19 protein-coding genes are annotated in these 17,881 nt (G+C 71.5%); 2 read left to right on the plus strand and 17 right to left on the minus strand.

What is annotated here, in order from left to right; all coding sequences use genetic code 11:
* Positions 1–8 precede the first annotated feature (8 nt).
* From ACNF49_RS26745 to ACNF49_RS26805, 13 genes are read right to left on the minus strand one after another with little or no spacing between them, the layout of a single operon-like run.
* The gene (locus ACNF49_RS26745) at positions 9–440 is read right to left on the minus strand and encodes an ATP-binding protein (RefSeq protein ID WP_357981167.1); all 432 of its coding nucleotides are present in this window, start codon (positions 438–440) and stop codon (positions 9–11) included.
* Positions 424–744, minus strand: a complete 321-nt coding sequence (locus tag ACNF49_RS26750; protein WP_352329001.1) for an anti-sigma factor antagonist — start codon at positions 742–744, stop codon at positions 424–426. Before ACNF49_RS26750 ends, ACNF49_RS26745 begins: the two co-directional genes overlap by 17 nt.
* Before the next feature lie 20 nt (positions 745–764).
* Positions 765–2,897, minus strand: coding sequence for a glycogen debranching protein GlgX (gene glgX / locus ACNF49_RS26755; protein WP_482945400.1), 2,133 nt, complete (start codon positions 2,895–2,897; stop codon positions 765–767).
* A complete protein-coding gene (locus tag ACNF49_RS26760) occupies positions 2,894–3,253 on the minus strand; it encodes an anti-sigma factor antagonist (protein WP_357981161.1) in 360 nt (119 codons plus the stop codon). Before ACNF49_RS26760 ends, glgX begins: the two co-directional genes overlap by 4 nt.
* Positions 3,254–3,264: 11 nt before the next feature.
* Positions 3,265–5,067, minus strand: a complete 1,803-nt coding sequence (locus tag ACNF49_RS26765) for an AGE family epimerase/isomerase (RefSeq protein WP_357981158.1) — start codon at positions 5,065–5,067, stop codon at positions 3,265–3,267.
* 8 nt (positions 5,068–5,075) lie between these two features.
* Positions 5,076–5,675, minus strand: a complete 600-nt coding sequence (locus ACNF49_RS26770) for a DJ-1/PfpI family protein (RefSeq protein WP_357981155.1) — start codon at positions 5,673–5,675, stop codon at positions 5,076–5,078.
* Entirely contained in the window at positions 5,672–7,312 is a 1,641-nt protein-coding gene (locus ACNF49_RS26775) for a thiamine pyrophosphate-binding protein (RefSeq protein WP_357981152.1), read from the minus strand. Before ACNF49_RS26775 ends, ACNF49_RS26770 begins: the two co-directional genes overlap by 4 nt.
* 9 nt (positions 7,313–7,321) lie before the next feature.
* Entirely contained in the window at positions 7,322–8,149 is an 828-nt protein-coding gene (locus ACNF49_RS26780) for a type 1 glutamine amidotransferase domain-containing protein (RefSeq protein WP_357981149.1), read from the minus strand.
* The gene (locus ACNF49_RS26785; protein WP_357981146.1) at positions 8,146–8,847 is read right to left on the minus strand and encodes an EthD domain-containing protein; all 702 of its coding nucleotides are present in this window, start codon (positions 8,845–8,847) and stop codon (positions 8,146–8,148) included. The genes ACNF49_RS26780 and ACNF49_RS26785 overlap by 4 nt, the downstream gene beginning before the upstream one ends.
* Positions 8,844–10,451: a GMC family oxidoreductase gene (locus ACNF49_RS26790; RefSeq protein WP_357981144.1), complete on the minus strand. Its 1,608-nt coding sequence runs from the start codon at positions 10,449–10,451 to the stop codon at positions 8,844–8,846. The genes ACNF49_RS26785 and ACNF49_RS26790 overlap by 4 nt, the downstream gene beginning before the upstream one ends.
* 6 nt (positions 10,452–10,457) lie before the next feature.
* Positions 10,458–11,987, minus strand: coding sequence for a GMC family oxidoreductase (locus ACNF49_RS26795; protein ID WP_482945401.1), 1,530 nt, complete (start codon positions 11,985–11,987; stop codon positions 10,458–10,460).
* On the minus strand, positions 11,984–12,292 hold the full coding sequence (locus ACNF49_RS26800) for a Nif11-like leader peptide family natural product precursor (RefSeq protein ID WP_357981138.1): 309 nt from the start codon (positions 12,290–12,292) through the stop codon (positions 11,984–11,986). Before ACNF49_RS26800 ends, ACNF49_RS26795 begins: the two co-directional genes overlap by 4 nt.
* A complete protein-coding gene (locus ACNF49_RS26805; RefSeq protein ID WP_352363715.1) occupies positions 12,289–12,534 on the minus strand; it encodes a hypothetical protein in 246 nt (81 codons plus the stop codon). The genes ACNF49_RS26800 and ACNF49_RS26805 overlap by 4 nt, the downstream gene beginning before the upstream one ends.
* 284 nt (positions 12,535–12,818) lie before the next feature.
* Here ACNF49_RS26805 and ACNF49_RS26810 point away from each other — a divergent pair, with 284 nt between their 5' ends.
* Together ACNF49_RS26810 and ACNF49_RS26815 are read left to right on the plus strand one after the other, a co-directional pair.
* Positions 12,819–13,199: a MerR family transcriptional regulator gene (locus tag ACNF49_RS26810; RefSeq protein WP_357981135.1), complete on the plus strand. Its 381-nt coding sequence runs from the start codon at positions 12,819–12,821 to the stop codon at positions 13,197–13,199.
* Entirely contained in the window at positions 13,196–14,473 is a 1,278-nt protein-coding gene (locus ACNF49_RS26815) for an MFS transporter (RefSeq protein WP_482945402.1), read from the plus strand. The genes ACNF49_RS26810 and ACNF49_RS26815 overlap by 4 nt, the downstream gene beginning before the upstream one ends.
* A gap of 50 nt (positions 14,474–14,523) precedes the next feature.
* On the opposite strand, the gene ACNF49_RS26820 is transcribed toward ACNF49_RS26815, so the two are convergent.
* The 4 genes from ACNF49_RS26820 to ACNF49_RS26835 all read right to left on the minus strand — a co-directional run bounded on the left by ACNF49_RS26820 (position 14,524) and on the right by ACNF49_RS26835 (position 17,771).
* Positions 14,524–15,609 carry a ligand-binding sensor domain-containing protein gene (locus ACNF49_RS26820; protein ID WP_357981129.1) on the minus strand — a complete coding sequence of 362 codons (1,086 nt, stop codon included), beginning with the start codon at positions 15,607–15,609 and terminating at the stop codon, positions 14,524–14,526.
* A gap of 114 nt (positions 15,610–15,723) precedes the next feature.
* The gene (locus ACNF49_RS26825) at positions 15,724–16,185 is read right to left on the minus strand and encodes a nuclear transport factor 2 family protein (RefSeq protein ID WP_357697088.1); all 462 of its coding nucleotides are present in this window, start codon (positions 16,183–16,185) and stop codon (positions 15,724–15,726) included.
* 25 nt (positions 16,186–16,210) lie between these two features.
* Positions 16,211–17,107 carry an alpha/beta fold hydrolase gene (locus tag ACNF49_RS26830; protein ID WP_357981127.1) on the minus strand — a complete coding sequence of 299 codons (897 nt, stop codon included), beginning with the start codon at positions 17,105–17,107 and terminating at the stop codon, positions 16,211–16,213.
* Between the two features lie 172 nt (positions 17,108–17,279).
* Entirely contained in the window at positions 17,280–17,771 is a 492-nt protein-coding gene (locus tag ACNF49_RS26835) for a GNAT family N-acetyltransferase (RefSeq protein WP_482945403.1), read from the minus strand.
* Positions 17,772–17,881 lie beyond the last annotated feature (110 nt).

Here is a 17,881-nt window from a genome sequence, read left to right on the forward strand (position 1 = left end):
GGTACCTCCTAGACGCGGTTCATGATGATGGTCGTCTGGTTACGACCCGAGCTGTACTCGTAGCGGACCTGGTCGGCGACCGTACGGGCCAGGTAGACGCCCAGCCCGCCCGGCCGGCGCTCGCCCAGCGGCCGTTCCAGGTCGGGAACGGCCTCGTAGGCGGTCGGGTCGAACGGCGGCGCCGAGTCGGTCAGGCGCAGCCAGACCCGGCCCGGCTCCACCCCGCCGGTCAGCTCCAGCTCGCCCGGCCGGTCGCGGTGGCCGTGGGTGATGATGTTGACGATGAGCTCCTCGGCGGCCAGCCGCAGCCAGTGGGCGCGCGTGCGGGTCAGCCCGCCGAGCGCGCTCAGCGTCTGCACGTAGGCCATCAGCTCGTCCAGCGACTCGGGCTCGGCGGGGAGCCTGAGCCGCTCCATCGACTGCCTACTCGGGGATCGCATCGCTGAAGTCCACGCTGTGGTGGAAGCCGACCAGCCGGATGGTCTGCTCGATGGCGTCGTTGGCGCCGACCAGCACGATGCGCACGTCGTCGGCCAGCTTCTGCCGGGCGAACACCAGCCCGCGCAGCCCCGCCGAGGACATGTAGCTGAGCTGCGACATCTCCAGCACCAGCAGCTCGGCCGCGGCCTCGGCCGCGCGCTCCACCTCCCTCCTGAAGGTCTCGGCGGTCAGGGCGTCCAGCTCGCCCTCCAGGGTGATCAGGGCGGTGCTGCCGTCGTGGGTCAGGATCGCGTTGAACGACATGGGATCTCCTTCACGGAATTTCAGGGATGGGCGCGGCCGACCAGCGCGACCGCGGCCCGCGGGCCGACGACGATCCGCCGCTGGTCGGCCAGCGGCGGCTCCTGGCCCGGCGGGTGGACGTCGCCGGGGGCGGCGGCCGCGGTGTCGGCGAACAGGTGCCACACCGCGCCGTCCGGCAGGGCGGGCAGCTCCAGCTCCCGCGCCTGCCAGTGGGTGTTGGCGGCCAGGTACAGGTGCTCCTCGCCACCGCCGGCCGCCGGGCCGCTGCGCAGCATCGCCACCAGCGTGCTGTCCGGCGACCAGTCGGGCTCGCCGGCCCGCTCGCCGTGCCAGGACACCTGCGGCAGCCCGCCGGCGCCCTCGTCGCCGCACGGGTGGCGGCGGTCGCGCACCATCGGGTGCGCGGCGCGGAAGGCGACGCACTCGCGCACGAACCGCAGCAGGTCGCCGTTGCGCTCGGTCAGGCCCCAGTCGAACCACGACAGCGGGCCGTCGTGGCAGTAGGCGTTGTTGTTGCCCTGCTGGCTGCGGCCGACCTCGTCGCCGGCCAGGATCATCGGGATGCCCTGGCTGATCAGGAGCAGCAGCATCGCGTTCCTGGCCTGCCGCCCGCGCAGCGCCAGCACCTCGGCGTCCTGCGTCGGGCCCTCGGCGCCGCAGTTCCAGCTCTGGTTGTCGTCGTTGCCGTCGCGGTTGTCCTCGCCGTTGGCCTCGTTGTGCTTGCCGTTGTAGGCGAACAGGTCCGCCAGCGTGAACCCGTCGTGGCAGGTGACGAAGTTGACCGAGGCGAGCGTGCCGCGGGAGGCGTACAGGTCGGGCGAGCCGACCAGCCGGGTGGCCAGCTCGCCGGCCGAGCCGGGGTCGGCCTTGAGGAAGCGGCGCAGCGCGTCGCGGTAGCGGCCGTTCCACTCCGACCAGCGCTGGTACCCGGGGAAGGAGCCCACCTGGTACAGGCCGCCCGCGTCCCACGCCTCGGCGATCAGCAGGCAGTCGCGCAGCAGCGGGTCGTGGGCCAGCGTCTCGATCAGCGGCGGGTTCGCCAGCGGCGCGCCGTCCTGGCCGCGGTCCAGGATCGCGGCCAGGTCGAAGCGGAAGCCGTCGATGTGGTACTCGCCGGCCCAGTAGCGCAGGCAGTCGAGCACGTAGTCACGCACCACCGGGTGGTTGCAGTTGAAGGTGTTCCCGGTGCCGCTGAAGTTGTAGTAGTAACCCTCCGGCGTGAGCATGTAGTAGGTGCCGTTGTCCAGGCCGCGGAAGTGGATCGTCGGGCCGTTCTCGTTGCCCTCGGCCGTGTGGTTGAAGACCACGTCCAGCACCACCGCGATCCCGGCCCGGTGCAGCTCCTTGACCAGGTTCTTGAACTCGTCGGACTGCATGCCGTACCGGCCGGTGGCCGCGTAGCCGGCCTTGGGCGCGAAGAAGCCCAGCGTCGAGTAGCCCCAGTAGTTGTACAGGCGCTCGCCGGTGACCGGGTTGACCCGGCTCATGTCGAACTCGTCGAACTCGAAGACCGGCATCAGCTCCACGCAGTTCACGCCGAGCGCCTTCAGGTAGGGGATCTTCTCGATCAGCCCCGCGTACGTGCCCGGCGCCGACACCCCCGAGGACGGGTCCGCCGTGAAGCCGCGCACGTGCAGCTCGTAGACGACCAGGTCCTCCGGCGCGACGCGCAGCGGCCGGTCCTCCTCCCAGTCGAAGTCGTCGGAGACCAGCACCGACCGGTAGGGGTAGGGGTCGTCCCAGTCCACCTCGGCGCCCCACACGTCCCGGCCCGACATGACCCTGGCGTACGGGTCGGCCAGGATCCTGGCCGGGTCGAACCGGTCGCCGGGGGCCGGCGTCTCCGGGCCGGTGACGCGGTAGCCGTACTCGACGCCCTCGTGGTCGAGGCCGAACACGGTCATGGCCCACACGCCGCCGATCCGGTACTCGCCCGGGAAGGGCAGCTCGGCGAACGGCTCCCGCTCGCCGCGCCGGAACAGCACCAGCGACACCGCGCTCGCGCCGCTGGAGTAGACCGAGAAGTTCACCCCGCCGGGCACCAGCGTGGCGCCGAACGGCATCGGATGGCCCGCCCGCACCCCGAACCCGGCCAGCTCGGCCGTCGGGAAGGAGTCGATCCGGCCCGGCACGCCCTGCGTCTCGACGCTCATGTGGCCTCCTCCCGCGGCTCGGCGGCCCGGACGATCTCCAGCGCGTCCGCCACGCAGTCGGCGACGACGAAGAAGCGCAGGAACCCGGTCGCCGCCATCACCCCGCGCAGCTCGGCCGACAGGCCCACCAGGGCGATGAAGCTGTCCACGGTCCGCGCCTGCCGGTAGACCAGCAGCATCGTGCGCAGGCCCGCGCTGGACAGGTAGCTGACGCCGGTCAGGTCGAGCAGCACCGGGCGGCTGTCCGGCAGCAGCGACAGGATGCGCTCCTGCGCGGCCGGGGCCGACCTGCTGTCGAGCTGGCCGGTGAGCCCGATCACGGTGACCGGGCCGATCGTGTCCGTCGTGATCTCCATGGCCGGCACGCTCACTCCTGCACCGGGGTCAGGGTCACCTTGACGCGCAGCGCCTCGGCCGAGACCGGCAGCTCCACGGTCATCGCCACCGGGTCCAGCACCTCGTACGGCTTGCCGTCCACCTCGGCCTCGGTGAGCAGCACCCGCCCGGCCGGCAGCAGGTCGGGCGCGACGCGCAGGATGCGCTCGGCGTCCGGGCCCGGCTTGAAGTGCAGGGTGAGCGGCTGCCGCGTGACCAGCAGCCGCGTGTAGACGGTCGCCAGGAAGCACAGCTCGGAGGAGTGGTACATGCTCATCGAGTGGCTGCCCTTGAACCGCTCGGTCCCGAGCAGGTACGGCAGGCCGTTGGCCAGCACGTTGAAGTAGACCGCGCCCTCGTCGTGGTCGAGGAAGAAGGCGTTGTAGAAGCCCGCCGCCTGACGCGCCTGCTCCAGGTGGTCGTCACCGCCCAGCTCGCCGGCGACGATCAGGTACGCCAGGATCGCCTGCTCCTGCTGCCACCACGCCTTGCGGTCGTGCCAGGCGAAGCGGTGCCACTGCTGGCCCTCGGCCCGGTGCCGCTCGACGACGTCGTACCAGCCGCCGCGCTGCTGGTCGCTGCCGACCGCCGGCATGGTGCGGGCCAGGTGCTCGGCCAGGTCCCGGTAGGCGTCCTTGGGGCGGGCGCCGTGCATGCGCATGAGGTTCCAGGCGATCTTCAGGTTGTGCCCGACGACCGCGCGGTCCTGCTGCCAGCCGTGCGTCAGGTCGTGGCTCCAGTCGTCGTGGAAACGCTCGTTGACGAACGGGCTCGACGGCTCGGGGAAGTGCTCGACGATCGTGTCGAAGGTGCGCTCCAGCATCTCCAGGTGGCGCTCGTCGCCGGTGGCCAGGTAGTAGTTGATCAGGTAGGCCGGGGCGTGGTCGCCGATGGAGTTCCAGTTCTTGCGCGACTGGTTCGGCCCGAGCGACTCGTGGTGCGGGCTGAGCAGGATCGGGTCGACGTGCGAGTAGTAGCCGCCGCGCCGGTGGTCGCGGAAGAACTTCTCGAACAGCCGCAGCGTGGCGTCGACGTCGGAGGCGATGCGCTTGTCGCCGGTGACCCGGTACGTCTGCGTCGGGCCGGCCAGGGCGTAGATCTGCTCGTACATCGGGATGGCGTCGTAGTCGTCGCCGAACTCCGAGGTGAACAGCTTCTTCTCGTGCTCGCCGTCCACCTTGATGCCGTGGTACCAGTACACGACGTCGTTCTCGGGGTCCACGAAGCGCATGTGCTCGCGCAGGTAGCGGGTGCCGCGCTCGGCGACCTCCAGGTAGGCGTCGTCGCCGGTCAGCATGTACGCCGAGGCCATGCCGTACACCAGCCGCGAGATCGTGTCGGTCTCCTGCACGTGGCTGGCGGTCTTGTCGCCGCCCAGGCGCAGGATCGTCCGGTAGTCGCGGAAGTCGACCGGCCCCTGCCCGAACTGGGCGCGGCGGTAGAACGCGGCGATCTCGTCGAGCTGGTTGATCCACCAGTCGGGCTGCTCGAACCGGTACTCGCCGGCCCCGCGGCCCAGGAAGATCAGCCGCTTGGCCGAGAAGACCGGCTCCTCGCCCTCGGGGTAGAAGATCCCGTAGACGAACAGGTGGCGGCCCGGCGTCAGCATGTCGCGCACGTGGTCGCCCGCGTCCACGTACGGCTCGCCCAGGTTGCGCAGCAGCTCGGCCGAGACCTCGCCGTCCAGGCGCACCTCGACCGTACGGCCGTCGATGGTCGCCAGCCGGAAGGAGCCGGAGCCGGCGTCGAACCGTTCGACCCGCCCGGCCACGGTGTCCATGAAGGTGAAGTTCATCGTTGCTCCTACAGCGTCTCGGCGAGCTGGCCGATGATGGTGTGGGCGAACAGATGGCAGTGGTACACGCTGCGCCCGGTGATCAGGTTGCCGTCGATGACCACGTCCTGGTCCACGTACTCGGCGCCCATGTTGCGCACGTCGCCCACGAGGTTGTTGTGCGCGACGACCTTGCGCCCGCGCATCGTCTCGGGGGCGGCGGCCATCAGCCACAGGCCGTGGCAGATCACGCCCGTGATGATCGACGGCTCCTCCAGCGCGCGCCGCACGAACGCGGTGGCCGGCGCCAGCCGGTTGACGTCGTCGGTGTAGCGCAGCCGGTCCGAGACGATCCCCGAGGGCACGATCACCGCGGCGTAGGAGCGCAGCTCACGGTCGCTGATGCCCTCGAACCCGCGGTCCACGGTGAACGGCACCCGCCACTCGTGGCCGGTGAAGGTGATCGACGACTGCCCCCACAGGCGGGTCATGAAGTGCACCTCGGCGCCGGCCTCGGCGAAGCGCCGCTCGTAGTAGAAGATCTCCGGCTCGACGTAGTCGCTCTCCATCAGGACGGCGATCTTGCGGCCGTTCAGCGCCGCGCCGGCCCGTGGCTCGATGCCGCTCACAATGGCCTCCCCGGTTCGGTGACGAGGTCGATGAGGAAGGGGCCGTCGTGGCCGAGCAGCCGCTCGACGGCCTCCTCGATCTGGTCGGCCTTCTCCACCCGCAGCCCGTCCACGCCGCAGCCCCTGGCCAGGTCGGTGAACTGGAGATCGGGATAGGAGAGGTCGAAGGAGCGAGGAAAGCGGTGACCGGGGATGCCCCGGCCGCGCCAGTACTCCTCGATGTTGTTGTCCAGCAGCCGGTAGCTGTGGTTGTTGCAGATCACGAACTTGGCGGCGATGTCGTACCGGACGGCGGTGGCCAGCGCCTGGAAGGTGTACATGCTGCCGCCGTCGCCGGTGAAGCCGATCACCGTGCGGTCCGGATGGGCGAGCTTGGCGCCGATCGCTCCCGGGATGCCCACGCCGAGCGAGCCGCCGCGGGTCAGGAACCAGCTCCCCGGCCCGCGCGGCGGGAAGTAGGAGCCGATCACGCCGGAGGCGGTCAGCCCCTCGTCGAAGACGATCACGTCCTCGGGGGCCCGCGCCGCCAGCTCGCGCATGAACGTGTTGAGTATCGAGTCCTCGGCCGGCGCCGGGCGCGGCGCGGCCGTCCGCCGGGCCAGCCGCGCCGCCGCCGCCTGCTGGTCGGCCCGGCTCAGCGTGCCCTCCAGCTCCGCCGACAGCGCCGCCAGCGTGAGCCGGGGGTCGGCCACCAGGCCCAGCGTGACCGGGTGGTTCTTGGCGATCTCGTACGAGTCCAGGTCGATGTGCACGATCCGCGCGTCCTTGCCGAACGGGCTGCTCAGCGAGGGGAACACCTCGGGGAACAGGTACGTGCCCACCACCAGCACGGCGTCGGCGTCCTTGACGGCGTCCGCGCTGACCTGGCCGAACATGTGGCCGAGCTGGCCGCGGAAGAGCGGGTGCCGGCCGTCCATGTTCGCCTCGGAGAACTCCACGCCCCACACGTCCGCGCCGAGCTGCTCGGCCACCCGGGTCAGCTCCGCCTGCGCGCCGGAGACCGACACGCCGTCGCCGGCCAGGATGATCGGGGACCGGGCGCCGGACAGCAGCTCGGCGGCCCGGCGGACCAGCTCGGGGGCGGGCAGCGCGGCCGAGTGCGGCACCACCGACGGCTGGACCGGCTCGTGGTTGGGCTGGTCCAGCACGTCGAGCGGGAGCGCCACGAACACCGGGCCGCGCGGCGGCGTCATCGCCAGCTTCACCGCCCGGCGCAGCACCCGCAGCACCGAGCCCGGGTCGATCACGCGCATGGCGTGCTTGGTGACGGGCCGGGCCATGGCCACGAGATCGGCGGCCATCTGGGCGTCCATCGCGTCGTAGCCGACCCCGGCCTCACCGGCGACGACCACCAGCGGGGAGTGCCCCCGCTTGGCCTGGTACAGCATGCCGATCGCGTTGCCCAGCCCCACACCGCTGTGGAGCTGCAGGAGCGCGGGACCGCCCGTGGCGCGGGCGTAGCCGTCGGCGATGCCGGCCGCCACCGTCTCCTGCAGGGTGAGGATGTAGTGGAAGTCCTCGAAGCCCTCCAGCGCGTCGAGGAAGCCCTGCTCGACCGTCCCCGGGTTGCCGAACATGTACGTGATGCCGTCGCTGAGGAACTGCTCGATGATCGCGGTGTTGCCGTCCCTGGCCATGGCCCGCCATCACCAGCCGAAGCGGCGCAGGCCGCCCTCGAGCACTTCGACGATCTTCTGCCCGGTCAGGAACGAGTCGGGCGTGGACCGTCCGGTGACGAACGGGAAGTCCACGATGACCGAGGTCTCCCTGCCGAAGTTGCCGATGTAGCGACCCTCCGGCCCGGTGGCGTCCCGCAGGATGTACTCCAGCGGGTACGGCGGCGGCCCCATGTTGAAGTCGGGCACGCCGAGGAACCCGGTGCCGTCCTTGTAGTCGTACTCCTTGCAGTGGCCGGTGACGCGCTTGCCCCAGATGATGCTCTTGCGGTCCTCCCAGTCGCGGGCGAAGGCCAGGCAGGCCACGCCGTAGCACTCGGCCGCCACCGGCTTGCCCGCCCGCACGAACGCGAGCACGATCTCGTGCACCCGCTCGTTGTTGGCCAGGTCCACGATCGGCCCGCTGCCGCCCACGATCAGCACCGCGTCGTAGGGCACCAGCTCGGCCTCCAGCTTGGCCACCGCCCGGTGGTAGGACTCCAGCCGGCGCAGGTAGTCGGGGCTGCTGGTGTAGGGGCGCTCGGGGGCCCAGGCCGACAGGTTGAGCGGGTTGGCCAGGCGGCCCGACTCGTCCAGGTCGCGGGTCAGCTTGGCCACCTCGGGCGTGGTGACCGAGCGGCCGAGCGGCGGGTCGACGTAGTCGGGGTCCATGCTGGGCGGCAGGGCGTGCGGCTGCTTGCCGGTCGGCGTGGCGAACACGACGTCGTAGCCGCGCTCGTCGAAGGCCGACAGCGGGCCGACGAGCTCCTCCCCCCAGTAGCCGAACTCCGAGAGGATCACGAGTACACGCTTGGTCATGCCGACTCCCCAGGGATGATCCAGTTTTCCTTGCAGGTCATGGAGAACACGTGGGCCGGGTCGGCGATCGCCTCCAGCTCCGGCTTGACCCGGCGGGCGTGGTGGGCCGAGGCCAGCGCGGCGCGCAGCGCGTCCACGTCGTCGAACCAGAGCTGGTCCACGGCGTCGAAGCCGGCCTCGCCGAAGGTGTACGCGCCGTCCACGGTGTGGCAGTGCAGGTGCCTGCGCAGGCCCGGCAGCCCGGCCACCGCGGCGGCGTAGGACTCCAGGGACTGCTTGCGGTAGGTGTCCAGCGGCATGCCGGGCCGCCGCTTGATCAGCGTGGTGACCTTCACCCAGCTCTCCGGCCGCGGCTTGGGGCCGGGCACCAGCTCGTGGGCGACGGTGTCGACCACGATCGTCGACCAGAACGCCGCCCAGTTGGGCTCGTCCAGCCGGGCGCCCTGGAGGAACTCCTCACTCTGCAGCGAGGCGAGCTGCTCCTCGGCGTTGGCCAGCCAGATCTCGGCGATGCCCTGGTGCGGCAGCGCCGGCCGGCCCACGTCGCCGTCGAAGGGGATGCGGGTGTCGACCAGGTACTGCCTGATCTGCTTGATCTTGCTGGCGAACTTCACCGCGTGCACGTTGACCCAGTAGTCCTGGAACTGCTGGGCGGTGAAGCCGGGCTTGGGGGCGCCGAAGATGAACTGGTGGATCATCGCGTGGCCTCCTGTCGGGCCGGGAGGAAGTCCGCCGCGACGAACTCGGCCGCGCGCTCGCCGATCATCACGGTGGTGGTGTGGGGGTTGGCCGAGACGATCGTCGGCATGATCGAGGCGTCGGCGACGCGCAGCCCCTCGACGCCGCGCACCCGCAGCCGGGTGTCCACCACGGCGAGGCTGTCGGAGCCCATCTTGCAGGAGCCGGCGAAGTGGTAGTACGAGCCGACGTTCTCCATCACCCAGGCGCTGAGCTGCTCCCGGGTGCGCACGTCCGGGCCGGGGGCGACCTCGGTCAGCCCCCAGTCGCGCCGGAAGGCCGAGCTGGCGTAGATGTCGCGGGCGATCTGCACCATCGTCACCGTGCGCTCCAGGTCCGAGCGCTCGGCGAAGTAGTTCGCGCTGACCCGCGGGTAGGCCGTCGGGTCGGTGCCGGCCAGCCGTACGCTGCCCCGTGACAGCGGGCGGACCAGCCCCGGCAGGGTGAGCACGATCTTCGGGTCGACCAGCTCGCGCACCGGCGTGAGCGGCTGCCCGGTCTCCACCCGCTTGATGACGTTGGCGAAGAACTGGTCGCCGAACGGCGCCCGGTGCACCAGGCAGATCTCCATGTCGGGCACCGGCAGCCCCGGCTCCGACCCCCAGAACAGGCCGACCTCGGTCACCTGCCCGCGCGGGTCGGGCGCGGCCTCCTCCATGTACCCGATCGGGCCGATGACCAGCGGGTGGTCGTGGAAGTTGGCGCCCACGCCGGGCAGGTCGGCGACCACCGGGATGCCGAGCGCGGCCAGCGCCCCGGCCTCGCCGATGCCGGACAGCTGCAGCAGCTTGGGCGACTGGATCGCGCCCGCGCTGACGATCACCTCGTGCGCGGCCCTGACGGTCCGCAGCTCGCCGTCCTTGAGGTACTCCACGCCCACGCAGCGCTCGCCCTCGAACAGCAGCCGGGTGGCCAGCGCGCCCACCTCGACGCTCAGCCGCTCCAGCGCCGGCTCCAGGTAGGAGGCGCGCACCCCGCAGCGGGTGCCCTTGTCGACGTCGATGTCGACGTGGTGCCAGCTCACGCCGAAGCTGTCGGCGTTGAAGTCCTCGACCTGCGGGTAACCCAGCTCCACGCAGGCGTCGACGAACGTCTGGGAGACCGGGTTGCCCATGTCCCGGGCGTTGACGATCTTGATGGGGCCGTCGTGGCCCGCCGTGGGGTTGGTCGCGTCCCGCTGGCCCTCCAGTCGCTGGAAGTAGGGCAGGACGTCGGCGAAGGACCAGCCGGGGCAGCCGTCGTAGGCCCAGGCGTCGAAGTCCGCCGGACGGCCGCGCGTGTGGATCATGTGGTAGACGTTCGAGGTCCCGCCCAGGCCGCGGCCCGCCGCCGAGTAGACCTGGCGCCCGCCGAGCCCCGGCTGCGGCTCGCTCATGTACGCCCAGTCCAGCTCGGTCAGCAGCACCTCGTTCCACCGGCTCGGGTCCTCGACCGCGTCCGTGATCTTCGTGTCGCCCGCCTCCAGGACCAGCACGCTGGCCCCGGGCAGCTCGCTCAGCCGGGCGGCGATGACCGACCCGGCCGTGCCGCCGCCGACGACGACGAAGTCGAAGCTCTGTGTCATCTCAGCTCACCTCCGTGCCGATGCGGCGACCAGGTCGGCGGCCTTCTCGGCGATCATGATCGTGGCCGCGTTGGTGTTGCCCCGGGTGATGACCGGCATGACCGAGGCGTCGGCCACGCGCAGCCCGTCCACACCGCGCACCCGCAGGTCGGGCTCGACGACCGCCTCGCCGTCGCGGCCCATCCGGCAGGTGCCGGCCGGGTGCCAGACGGTCGAGGCGCTGGCCCGCACGTACTCGGCCAGGGCGGCCGGGCTGGTCACGCCGGGACCGGGGGCCAGCTCCCGGCCGCGCAGGGAGTCGAAGGCCGCGTCCGAGACCAGCTCCCTGGCCAGGACGACGGCCTCGGTCAGCAGCCGCAGATCGGCGGCGGCCGCCAGGTAGTTCGGGTCGACGACGGGACGCAGCGGGTCGCCGGGACGCAGCCGCACCTCGCCCCTGCTCTCCGGCTGCAGCAGGATCGGCGCGAAGGTGAACCCCGGGCCGTCCGTCTTGTACCGGTCGTCGATGAACTGCACCGGACCGAAGAAGAACTGCAGGTCCGGCCCGTCGCCGCCCAGGACGTTGGTGAACAGCCCCGCCTCGGCCAGCAGCTCGGGGAAGGGCAGCTCGCGCAGGCTCTCGTAGCCGATGCCGAACAGCACGTGGTCCTGCAGGTTGCGGCCCACGCCCGGCAGGTCGGCGACCACCTCGACGCCGTGCTCGCGCAGGTGCGCGGCCGGGCCGAGGCCCGAGCGCAGCAGCAGCGCCGGCGAGCCCAGCGCGCCGCAGGCCACGATGACCTCCTGCGCCGCCGTGGCCGTGCTCGCGCGCCCGTCCTTGACGTACTCCACGCCGGTGGCCCGGCCGCCCTCGACGGTGAGGCGGGTGGCCACGGCGCCGGTCTCCAGCGTGAGGCCGGGCTCGCCGAGCACCGGCGTCAGGAACGCCTCCGACGTGCTGGAGCGGCGGCCGTCCTTGTCGCGGGTGGACTGGTAGAAGAAGGCCAGGCCCTCCTGCCGGGGGCCGTTGTAGTCGCCCGTGCCGTCGGCGCGGCCGCGGGCGATCGCCGCCCGGACGAAGGCGCGCGAGGCGTCCGACGGCGAGCCGTAGTCGACGACCTTCAGCGGGCCGCCGCCGCCCCGGTACTCCGGCGAGCCGCCCGGGTAGTCCTCCGAGCGCCTGAAGTAGGGCAGCACCTCGTCGTAGGACCAGCCGTCGTTGCCCAGCGCGGCCCAGCCGTCGAAGTCGCGGCGGTTGCCCCGCACGTACATCATGGCGTTGACCGAGCTGCCGCCGCCCGTCAGGCGGCCCTGCGGGATGGGCACGACCCGGCCGCCCAGCTCCCGCTGCGGGGTGCTCGCGTAGTCCCAGACGAACTCCGGCGAGCCCCACATCGACGTCATCGACGGGACGTCGGTCCGGTGCACGCACTCGGCGTCGTCCGGGCCGCCGGCCTCCAGCAGCAGCACCCGGCAGCCCAGCGCGTCCAGCAGCCGCCTGGCCAGGACGCACCCGGCGCTGCCCGCGCCCACCACGATGTAGTCGTAGGCGCTCACGACGGCTCCAGCAGCCGGGCCCGCTCCAGCGCGGGCAGCAGGTCGCCGACCAGGAACTCCAGGTAGTGCTGGCCCCACATCGTCCGCCAGAGCGGGAAGGTGGCGTCGAAGGCGTCGCCGCGCAGGTCGGCCAGACGCTCCTCCAGCTCCCACACCACGCCGTTGAAGTCGGCCTCGGAGAACGGCAGCCCGTGCTCGGCCGCGGCGGCGATGACCTCCGCCTTGCTCTTGGCCTTCAGCGACTCCAGCACGTCGGCGCGCGAGCCCGCCAGGCGCAGGAACGCGATCAGGTTCGTCCCGCTCATGCGACCGGCCGCCTCTCGTCGGCCGCGAACCCGCGCAGCTCCTGCTCGCCGAACCTGGCCACCACGTGATCGAGCAGGTAGTCCAGGTAACGCCTGCCCCACATGTGCCGCCAGAGCGTGCTGCCGCCGTCGACGGACTCGCCGTCCTTGGCGACGATGACCTCGATCTCCAGGGCACCGACCACCGACACCAGCTCCTCGGCGGTGAACCGGAAGCCCTCGTCGGAGGCGTGGAACAACAATTGACTGAGATTTCTCGCGCTATACTCAGCGCGTCTTTGCGGATTCTCCCGGAGGTCGCCGAGGAATCTCACGAATTCGCTCTTCGCCATTGGCACCACCATTTCGTCCGGCGCTACGGATGAATCATGTTCAGCCGCCGGAAAACGCGTCAACGCGCCGCCCGGCGGTGACCGGGCGGTATGGAGGTAGCCGGTCCCATTCCGTCAAGTCCGAACCCGCATTCACCGGAATTCCGGCGAATGCACTTGACTTGGATCGCGCTCGAAGGGCGACAATGATCGGTATGAGTCAGAGCCTGACGATCGCGGAAGTCGCAGCCGAGACCGGCCTCAGCGCCCACGCGCTGCGCTATTACGAGAAAGCCGGCCTGATGCGGGAGACGCCGCCGCGCGGGGGGAACGGGCACCGCCGCTACACCGAACGTGATCTGGCCTGGATCCGCTTCCTGACCAGGCTGCGCGGCACCGGGATGTCCATCGCCGACGTCCGCCGCTACGCCGAGCTGGTCCGCGCCGGCGAGAGCACGGCCGCCGAGCGCAAGCAGATCCTGCTCACCCACCGCGAGGAGGTGGCCAAGCGCATCGACCAGCTCAAGGACGACCTGGCCGCCATCGACTACAAGATCGACATCTACGAGAAGCTCGAGGAGAAGTACCAGCTGTGACCGCGCCGCCGCGGCCGGACAGCGAGCCCGGCCAGGCCGCCTTCGGCCCCCGCTTCGTCACGGCGGTCTCCGTCGGCTCGCTGCTCAACCCGATCAACTCCTCGATCATCGCCATCGCGCTCGTGCCCATCGCCCACCACTTCGGCGTGGGCGCCGACGCCACCTCCTGGCTGGTGTCGGCCCTGTACCTGGCCACCGCGATCGGCCAGCCGGTGCTGGGCCGGCTGGCCGACCGGCTCGGCCCGCGCCGCGTCTACCTGGCCGGCTTGGTCACGGTCGCGGCCGGCGGGCTGCTCGGCTACTGGGCGCCGACCCTCGGCCTGCTCGTGGCCGCCCGCGTGGTGATCGGCCTCGGCACCTCGGCCGCCTACCCGGCCGCCATGAGCATGGTCCGCCGCAGGTCGCAGCGGTCCGGCGGCGCCGCGCCCGCCTCGGTGATGGGCGCGCTGGCCATGGCCGGGCAGGTCAGCATGGTGCTCGGGCCGCCGCTCGGCGGGCTGCTCGACGCGCTCGGCGGCTGGCGCTGGATCTTCCTGGTCAACCTGCCGATGGCCGTGGCCGGGGTGGTCTCGGCGCTGCTGTGGCTGCCGCGCGACGAGCCGTACGAGCGCTCCGGCGCAGGCGGCGGCGGCAGCCTGCGCGACCTGGCCGGCAACCGGCCGCTGCTGGTCACCTACCTGCGCAACGCGGTGACCTTCATGGCCACCTACGGCTTCCTGTACGGCTGGACGCAGTGGCTGGAGCAGGGCAGAGGACTGACGGCGGCGATCGCCGGGCTGCTGCTGATGCCCACCTCGGCCGTAGGGGCGGTGGTCTCAGGGCTGGCCGCGCGGGCCGACGGCACGTCGGGCAGGGCACGCTGGATGTTGCCGGCTGGCGCCGCGGCCCTGCTGGCGGGCTGCGCCTGGCTGCCGGCGCTCGACGGCGGCGCGTCCATCCTGTCGTTGTGCCTGCTCAGCATGGTCTTCGGAGTGCAGAACGGGCTGAACATCGTGGGCAACCAGGCCGCCATGTACGCCCAGGCGCCGCCCGGCCAGATCGGCATGGCCGCCGGCCTGCTGCGCACCTCGCAGTACGCCGGGGCCATCTGCTCGGCGGTGCTCATCAGCGTGACCTACGGCGAGCGCGCCACCGACGAGGGGCTGCACCGGCTGGGCGTGGTCCTGACGGTCACCTCGGCGCTGCTGCTGGCCGGCACGCTCGTCACGGCGATCCGCGCGGGCGGTGCGGCCCGCGCGGATCGCCCGGATCGCGCCGGCGGCGGGCGCGCGTGAGCGGGGAGGGGCCTGCCGCCCCTCCCCGCTCACGGGTCCGCGCCGCCCGCTCAGCGGGGGCTGATCAGCTCACTGATCGCGAACCCGGTCAGATTGGTCACGTTGGCGCCGCCCACCGACAGGATCGTGGACGTGCCGGGCACGCGGTCCACCGCGTACGCGCCCGCGTACCCGGCCGACGGGCGGGCCGGGCCGCTGACCCGGGTCCACGAGGTGCCGTCGAAGTAGAGGTAGGCGGGTGAGGTGGTGCCGCCGCCGGTCGGGATGACCAGGTGGCCCGCGCCGTCGCCGCTGATGCTGGCCGAGCCGTTGCCCGGGTCGCCGGGCAGCGCCGAGACGGTCCAGCGGGCGCCGTCGTAGCGGGCGATCGCCGGGGTGGCGGGCCGGTTGGGACGGGGCTGGTAGCCGCTGACCCAGATCCTGCCGGGGCCCTCGACGTACACGCCACGGGGGCTGACGCCGGGCCTGCCCAGCGAGCGCAGGGCCGTGCCGTCCCACAGGACGACGCCGTTCTCGGCGGCGAAGACGATCTGGTCGCCGCCGTCGACGGCGCGCAGCAGGCCCAGGTTCTCGGTGCGCGGGTAGACGGTCCAGGAGCCCTGGCGCAGGCGCAGGATGTCGGTGCCGCCGGTGTTCTTGTACCTGATCGACCAGAGCGAGCCGTCCTTGGTGGCGGCGATCGGGCCGGTCCACTCGTCGCCGGGCAGCGGGGGCGTCCAGCCGGGCGGTGGCGGGATCTCCGACCAGGCCGAGCCGTTCCAGTACGCCGAGCGCGGCCAGGAGACGTCGGCGATGCTCTTGCTGCCGGTCACGTAGATCTGGTCCGGCGCGACGGCCGCGACGCAGCACGGGCTCGGCACGTCGTACCCGGCGGTGAGCGGCAGCCTGCTCCAGGACGAGCCGTCCCAGCGCAGCACGGAGGTGTCCGGCGAGCCGTCGTAGCCGCGCCAGCCGACGGCGTAGGCATGGGAGGCGTCCAGCACGTCGACGTTCCAGAGGGTGGTGGGGTCGCCGGGCGGGTCCACGGCCCGGAAGGACGGGGCCAGGAGCGCCTGGGCCGGCGTCGCCGCCGCCAGCGCGGCGGTGACGGCCAGGGCGGCGGCGGAGGCGCGGAGGACGCCACGCAAACGGGTCATGTCTTCTCCTGTGGGCGCGTTCCTGCGGAAAAAAGGGTCACGAAGAAGGGCCGGGACGGGCCGCGGGCACGAGAAAGCGGGCCGGTACCGACCGGCCCGCCCGGGATTGCCCGCTCAGTCGTCGGATCTGCGCCCGTCGGGGCCGATCGGGCCGAAGAACGAGCTGAAGTTGGCGGTCCCGTCGCCGAAGATGCCGCCGCGGCCCTCCACGACGCGGCCGTTCTCCCACCGCATCAGGTCCACCCCCTCCATCTGCAGGTGCTCGTAGAAGGAGGTACCGTCCGAGCCGGTGCGCTTGCGCACGGCGGTGCACCGGTTGACGTCGATGGTGTAGCCGTCCACCGGGTTGACCAGGCAGGCGATCTGCTCCATGCGCAGGGTGCCGCCGGCCAGCCGCTGCCAGGTCTTGATGAAGCCCATGAACGCGTCCAGGCCGTCGTGCCATCCGGCGTACGGGTGGTTGCCGGGGGACTGGAACCGCACGTCGGGGTGCCAGTACTCCAGCGCGCGCTCGCGGTCGCCGGACCGCAGCGCCTGGTGTGCCGCCGCCAGTCGCTCAGCCGTCAGATCCGACATCGCTCTCCTCTCACTGCATCGGGTGCTACTGCATCGGGTGCTTGGCGAGGAAGGCCGAGACGCCTTCGCCGACCGCTCTCGGGTTCATGATCTGCAGGCCGTGGGTGGCGCCGACGATGCCGCAGCGCTCGGCCTGGGGCAGCCAGTTCATGAGGAAGTGCTGCGCCTCGCGGAAGCCGGGCATGGCCGCCTCGCTGTCCAGGCCCATCACGGCCAGCACCGGCATCTGCGGCTTGTCCGGCACGAGCTGGTCGGCCTTGGACATGCGGAAGCCCCAGCCGCCCAGCGCCGGGAAGTCGACCTTGAACGTGACGTCCGCGCACTCCTCGACCCGCTCCCACACGTCGAGGGGGCAGGTCATGTCCACGGAGCCGAGGTAGCTCGGGCCGCAGACGGCGGCCATGAAGTCGCAGGCGGCGGTGAGCTTGTCGCCCTTCTGCACCAGCTCGATGGCCGTCATCACGGCGTCGTTGTTGGCCTTCTCGGCCTCGGCGCCCTCACGCGGCAGGTACGGCTCCAGCAGCACCGCCGAGTGCGTGCGCTCGGGGTAGGAGAGCATGAACTGGAAGCCGATCACCCCGCCGAAGGAGTACGACATGACGTGCGCCTTGTCGATGCCGAGGTGGTCGAGGAGCTGCTTGGCGTGCTCGGCGCCCTCCTCGATGCTGAGGCTGTCCTTCTCCAGCGTGCTGCCGTTGTAACCGGCGCGGTAATAGCTGATGAACTGGTACTTGTCCAGCAGCTCCGGGTTGTACTTCAGGAGCGGCGTGATGAGACCGTCCGAAATGGAGGTGCAGTGGATGCACAGGACGGGCTCGCCACGCCCCACGACCGTGTAACGAAGTTCCGCGTTGCTGACCTTGACTCGCTTGTCGTGGTCGAGTTTCCAGTCTCGACCGGCGTACAAAGCATTCGCGCTCATGCCATTCCTCTCACGCGATCACTCGACCGTTTCTCGTGCCCGCTTGGCCATACTCAAGAATGGTTGCCATGGGCCATGGAGACGGTCAACGAGAGAGCCCGCGCCGGAGTATTCACCGCGAAATACGCCGGGGAACTCTGTCAAGTCGGCACGCGTGGGAAGGGACCTGCGGTCAGGGGAAGGACAGCTCGTACTCGACCTGCTCGACGGGGTTGCCGTCGCCGTAGTCGTGGGTGCGGGCGGCGCCGGACTCGGTGAAGCCGCTCTTGGCGTAGAACCGGCGCGCCTGCGGCGTGTCGCGCAGCGTCCACAGGTGCACCCGGGTGAAGCCCTCGTCGCGGATGCGGCGCAGGGTGTCGGTCATCAGCGCGGCGGCCACGCCCGTGCCCCAGCCGTCGGGATGGCCGTAGAAGCCGAAGATCTCCGCCGCGCCCGCCCTGGACGGCGAGGGCCCGAAGTAGGAGAAGGCCAGCCGGCGCCCGTCGAGCGCGGCCAGCACCAGGCCCACCCGGGTCTCGGCGAGCACGTCGTGCCATTTGCCGCGCCGGTGGCGCACGGCCTGGTCGAAGAAGGCGGGGGAGAAGAAGCCGGCGTAGGCGGCCTTCCAGGATTCGGCGTGGATCTCTCCCAGCGTCTCACCGTCGCCCGGCGAGGCTGGGAACACTGTGAAAATTCCGGTCACAAGATCACACTAGTCGAGAGGTTCCGCGGGTGTCCGGCGGCGGAGCGCGGGCACGTACGGGTATGCACGCACGCGGGGCGGCGCTCGGCGCG

It is taken from the genome of Actinomadura sp. ATCC 39365 (assembly GCF_054392275.1).